Origin of the sequence: Tepidiforma sp. (assembly GCF_034433535.1) — a bacterium.
Classification (GTDB): domain Bacteria; phylum Chloroflexota; class Dehalococcoidia; order Tepidiformales; family Tepidiformaceae; genus Tepidiforma.
This window is the reverse complement of the sequence record NZ_DAOUAO010000119.1, coordinates 1-5,000: the sequence shown is the minus strand read 5'-3', so window position 1 is coordinate 5,000 and position 5,000 is coordinate 1. Positions and strand designations below refer to the sequence as shown.

Sequence of the window (5,000 nt, the reverse complement as noted above, 5' to 3'; positions counted from 1 at the left end):
TCGCCGACGACCGTGGCGGTGGGGGCGATGAAGGCGGAGGGGTGGATGCGCGGGATCTTCTCCCCGACGGCGTAGATGGGCATGCGGCGATTTTCGAACGCGCACGGCCGGGGTGTCGATGCCGCAAGGGGGCGCGCGGCCTACAATGCCGGGGCGCGGCCGATGCTGATGCGGGGCCGCTGGAGGTGTGCGATGGAGATTCGCGACAGGGTCGCCGTGGTAAGCGGCGGGGGCTCGGGGATCGGGCGGGCGACGGTGCTGGAGCTGGCGCGGCGCGGCGCGCGCGTGATCGCGGCGGATATCAATCTCGCTGGCGCCGAGGAGACGGCGGACCTGGCGGGCCGCGAGGGCGGTATTGTCATCGCCCGGCGCTGCGATGTGACCCACACGGAGGACCTGGCCGGGGCGATGGCGTGCGCGTTCGAGCACTGGGGGCAGCTGGATATCGTGTTCAACAACGCGGGGATTGGCGGCGAGGACCTGTTCGCGGATGACCCGGGGCCGTGGCAGCGGATTATCGAGATCAACCTGGTGGCGGTGATCGACGCGACGCGCATCGCGGTGCGGGAGATGCGGCGGGCAGGCAAGGGGGGCGTGATTATCAATACGGCTTCGATGGGGGGGCTGTTGCCGATGCCGGATTCGCCGGTGTATGCGGCGTCGAAGGCGGGGGTGGTGAATTTCACGCGGTCGCTGGGGTACCTGGCTGCACAGGACGGCATCCGGGTGAACGCGATCTGCCCGACGTTCACGGACACGCCGCTCGTTCGCCGGAGCGGCGATGAGCGGGTCGAGGAGGTTGCGAAGCTGGTCGGGGGCATTCTGCAGCCGGAGGACGTGGCGGCCGGGGTGATCGAGCTCATCGAGGATGAGTCGCGCGCCGGCGCCATCATGCGGGTAACGGTGCGCGGCGGCCGGGATTACGCCCGCGAGGTTCGGCCGTACTGATGGCCGGTACGTTCGAGACGCTCATCGTCGAGCGCGACGCGGAGCTGCCCGGGCTGGTCTCGGTGACGCTGGACCGGCCGGAGAAGCTGAACGCGATTAGCTTCCGCATGCACGCGGAGCTGCAGGAGGTGTGCCGGCAGCTGGCGGACGATCCGGAGGCCCGCGTCGTGCTGCTCACGGGCTCGGGGCGGGCATTCTCTGCGGGCGCGGACCTCGGCGGGAGCACTTCGGACCCGAACCGGCCGGCGCTGGTTTCGGCGACGGCGGACGGGTCGCCGCTGCGGGAGCGGCTGCGGGCGGGGACGGGCAACCGGACGGCCGCGGCGCTGGAGGGTCTGCCACAGGTGACGATCGGGCTGGTCAACGGGCTGGCGATCGGGGGCGCGGTGGTGCTGCTGGCCTGTCTCGACCTGCGTCTGGCGGCGGCGAGCGCGTGGTTTTCGATCCCGGAGGTTGACCTCGAAATCCCGCTGACGTGGAACGCGCTGCCGCGGCTGATGCGCGAGCTCGGGCCAGCGCGGACGAAGGAGCTGGTGATGACCTGCGACCGGTTTACGGCCGAGCAGGCCGCAAGCTGGGGGCTGGTGAACCGGGTGGTGCCGGATGGCGAGCTGCTCGCGGCGGGGCGGGCGCTGGCCGCCCAGCTGCTGTCCAAGGACCTGGTGGCGCTGGCGGTGACCAAGAGCACCTGCAACGCGCTGGCGGAGGCGCTGGTCCCCGGCTATGTGACGCACGCCGACCCGGATTACCTGGTGCTTTCGCGGCTGCTGGCGAGGGAGCGGGGACGGTAGCGGGTTCGACGACGAGCATGGCGGCGTGCAGAATCGAGAGGGTGCACGCGGATGGGTACGGCGAGGATGCGGCGTTTTACGACGCCATCCACGACGGCTTCCGGGACGACATCGGGCTGTGGCTTGCCTACGCGGGGCGGACGGTGCGGCCGGTGCTGGAGGTGGGCTGCGGGACGGGGCGGATCGCGGTAGAGCTGGCTGCGGCCGGGCATGAGGTGACCGGGATCGACCCCTCGCCGGCGATGCTGGCGCGTGCGCGGCGACGGGCGGAGGAGCGGGGGGTGGCCGTCCACTTCATCGAGGGGCGCGCGCTGGAGCTGAAGCTGGAAACGGAGCGGTATGGGCTGGTGCTGCTGCCGCTCGATGTTTTTCTCTACTGCCGGGACGGTGAAGAGCAGCGGGGGACGCTGGCGGCGCTGGCGGGTGCGCTGGCGTTCGACGGCGTGCTGGCGCTCGACCTGCCGGGCCCAGCGCAGTGGCTCGACCCGGCGACGAACGGGCAGCCGCTGCTGGCGTTTTCTGGGGTTACGGACGAAGGGCTGCGGTTCGAATGCTGGCACGTGCACGAGGACGACCTCGCGGAACAGACGCGGAGGCTGCGGGTTGCGTACGACGTGATTGGGGACGACGGGCTGCTTCGGCGGCGGGTAAGCGAGCACCTGCTGCGGTACGTGGGGCGCTGGGAGCTGGAGTACCTGCTGGAGGCTGCCGGGCTGGAGCTGGTCGACCTGTTCGGGGACTATGATGCGGGCCCGCTCACGGGTTCGAGCGAGCGGATGATTGCGATTGCGCGGAGGCTCACGGGATGAAACCGGTTCGAATCGTGCTCGATGCCATGGGCGGGGATAACGCGCCGGGAGAGCCGGTCGCGGGAGCGCTGATGGCCGCCGGCGTGCTGGGGGTAGAGCTGATCCTGGTGGGGCGGAAGGAGGTGATCGGGGCAGAGCTGCAGGGCACGTCGAACATCCGGGACGTGCGAGTGGTGGATGCCCGCGACGTCATCGAGATGGACGAACACGCGACCGACGCGGTGAAGGCGAAGCCGGAAAGCTCGATCGCGGTGGGGCTGCGGATGGTGAAGAACGGTGAGGCAGACGCATTCGTGACGGCGGGCAACACGGGGGCGACGATGGCGGCAGCGCTGCTGACGCTGGGACGGGTGAAGGGGATTTCGCGGCCCGCGCTGGCAACGGTCTTCCCGGTGGCTGATGGGAAGCTGACGATGCTGCTGGATGTCGGGGCGAACGCTGATTGCCGCCCGGTGCAGCTGTTCCAGTTCGCGCACATGGGCGCGGCCTACATGGAGCGGATGTTCGGGGTGCAGCGGGCGCGGGTGGGGCTGCTGTCGATCGGGGAGGAGGATTCGAAGGGGAACCAGCTGACCATCGAAGTGAACCAGATGCTGCGGGCGAGCCGGCTGAATTTCGTGGGGAACGTGGAGGGGAAGGACCTGACGCGGGGCATGGCCGATGTGGTGGTGATGGACGGGTTCACGGGGAACGTGGTGTTGAAGACGGCCGAGGGGATCGCGGAGATGCTGTTCGGCGAGCTGCGGAAGGCGGTGGAGCTGACGCCGTGGAACAAGGCGGCCGGGCTGATCCTGATGTCGGAGCTGCGCAAGGTGCGGCGGCGGCTGGATTATGCGGAGTACGGCGGGGCGCAGCTGGTGGGGGTGGACGGCGTGGTAGTGATCGGGCACGGGCGTTCGAACGCACGGGCGATCTATAACGCGCTCCGGGCGGCGCGCGATTCGGTGCAGAATGGGGTGCTGGAGAAGATGCGGGAGATCGGGCAGGAGATCCCGGCGAAGGCGGCCCCCGGGTCCGGCGCCGGCAACGGGGAGGATTGAGGCGCGGACCCGGGGGCAGGGACTCACCCGGCAGTCGCAGTCGGCGCGCGGGACGGAGGCACGCGCGCCGGCGCAGACTTGCGGGGCCGGGCGTAGGTCAGGCGGATGGTGAGCGCCGCGATGAGGAGGAAGGATGTGGCGATGTAGAGGACGCGTACGGGGAGCGAGCCGGCATCGCTGCCGATGGTGAGCCCGTGCCAGAGGGCGGCGACATACGCGACCACCGAAGCCCGGTGGACCCAGCGCCAGGTGGTGGGTCCGATGGCGTTGCGGAACCAGAAGGAGAACGTGACGAGTGCGGCGAGGTAGAGGCTGATGGTGCCGAGTGCGGACTCTGCGGGGCGGTAGTAGGAGGCGAAGGGGACGAAGAGGTCGCCGAGGGTGAAGGTGGTCCAGCCATCGGGGATGAGGACGAGGGCGTGGCCGAGGCCGAGGGCGACGCCGACCACGCCGAGCGCCTGGTGCGCGGCCAGGAGGCGTGCGCGATTGACGATGCCATCGAACCAGGCGGAGGACATGAGGAGGCCGCCGGCGAGGGAGAGCCAGAGCGCGAGGTAGGCGACGAGCCCGGCGGCGCGGGAGGCATACCAGGCGCCGTGTTCGCCGGCTGAAGGCAGGCTGAAGGAGAGAACGAGCGGCACCGCAGCACCGGCGATAAGGCCGACCGCGACGCTCACGGAGACGGTAAGCACGAGGGTCTTCACGGTTCAGGATCCCTTCGACTTCCTGGGCTTTGCTGCCTGGGTCGGCTGGTGCGGCGGTGCGGCGGGCGCGGGCTGGGCGACAGCAGGGGGCGCGGCCGGTGCCGGTGCGGGGAGGGATGGCGGCGGAGTTGCAGCGGGAACCGCCGGGAGTCCAGGAAGCGCTGGTGCGGGGGCCGCAACGGGAGCCGGCGGGGGGGCAGGGGCGCTGCCGGTATCGCCGGCGGCCGGGACTGACGCTGCACCCGGTGCGGGTGAGCTATCGGCCGGGGGTTGGGCGGAGCCGGCGGTGCCCGGCGCTGCGGACCCCGGGGCGGTCACGTATTCGATGACGTAGTAAACGGGCTGGCGCTGGACGACGATGACGGGGCCCTGGGGCGCCGGGCGCTGCGCCGCCGCGTCGGTCTGAGGACTGGAGAAGCCGGGGGGCACGACGGCCGCGGCCGCCTCGGCCGGCGGGTCGGCGGGGGGTTCCTCAGCGGCCGGCGCGTTCGTGGCGGCGATGCCGTTCCAGGTGGCGACGAGGGTGGCGGCAGCGGAGGCGCCGATGCCGACCTTCGTGAGCAGGAAGCGAGGGAGACCTGAGGAGGGCTTCTTTACGGCCATGGCGGTCAGTCCCGGTCCTTCCTGTTGTCTTTCTTCCTGCCGTCATCGTGGTCGTCGTCATCGTCATCGTCGTGGCGGCGGTCATCGTCGCGGTGGTCGTCGCGG

6 protein-coding genes are annotated in these 5,000 nt (G+C 70.7%); 4 read left to right on the top strand and 2 right to left on the bottom strand.

Going from position 1 to position 5,000, the window contains the following annotated elements:
• Positions 1-192 precede the first annotated feature (192 nt).
• The 4 genes from VAE46_RS06450 to plsX are packed head-to-tail and all read left to right on the top strand — an operon-like array spanning position 193 to position 3,588.
• A complete protein-coding gene (locus VAE46_RS06450) occupies positions 193-948 on the top strand; it encodes an SDR family NAD(P)-dependent oxidoreductase (protein WP_322796101.1) in 756 nt (251 codons plus the stop codon).
• Complete coding sequence (locus VAE46_RS06445; RefSeq protein ID WP_322796100.1) at positions 948-1,739, top strand: enoyl-CoA hydratase/isomerase family protein; 792 nt, start codon at positions 948-950, stop codon at positions 1,737-1,739. The genes VAE46_RS06450 and VAE46_RS06445 overlap by 1 nt, the downstream gene beginning before the upstream one ends.
• Before the next feature lie 41 nt (positions 1,740-1,780).
• Entirely contained in the window at positions 1,781-2,548 is a 768-nt protein-coding gene (locus tag VAE46_RS06440) for a class I SAM-dependent methyltransferase (RefSeq protein ID WP_322796099.1), read from the top strand.
• Positions 2,545-3,588: a phosphate acyltransferase PlsX gene (plsX, locus tag VAE46_RS06435; protein ID WP_322796098.1), complete on the top strand. Its 1,044-nt coding sequence runs from the start codon at positions 2,545-2,547 to the stop codon at positions 3,586-3,588. Before VAE46_RS06440 ends, plsX begins: the two co-directional genes overlap by 4 nt.
• Before the next feature lie 23 nt (positions 3,589-3,611).
• Here plsX and VAE46_RS06430 read toward each other — a convergent pair whose 3' ends face one another.
• Both VAE46_RS06430 and VAE46_RS06425 read right to left on the bottom strand, forming a co-directional pair.
• On the bottom strand, positions 3,612-4,292 hold the full coding sequence (locus VAE46_RS06430; RefSeq protein WP_322796097.1) for a ferric reductase-like transmembrane domain-containing protein: 681 nt from the start codon (positions 4,290-4,292) through the stop codon (positions 3,612-3,614).
• Positions 4,293-4,295: 3 nt separating this feature from the next.
• Positions 4,296-4,895, bottom strand: coding sequence for a hypothetical protein (locus tag VAE46_RS06425; protein ID WP_322796096.1), 600 nt, complete (start codon positions 4,893-4,895; stop codon positions 4,296-4,298).
• Positions 4,896-5,000 lie beyond the last annotated feature (105 nt).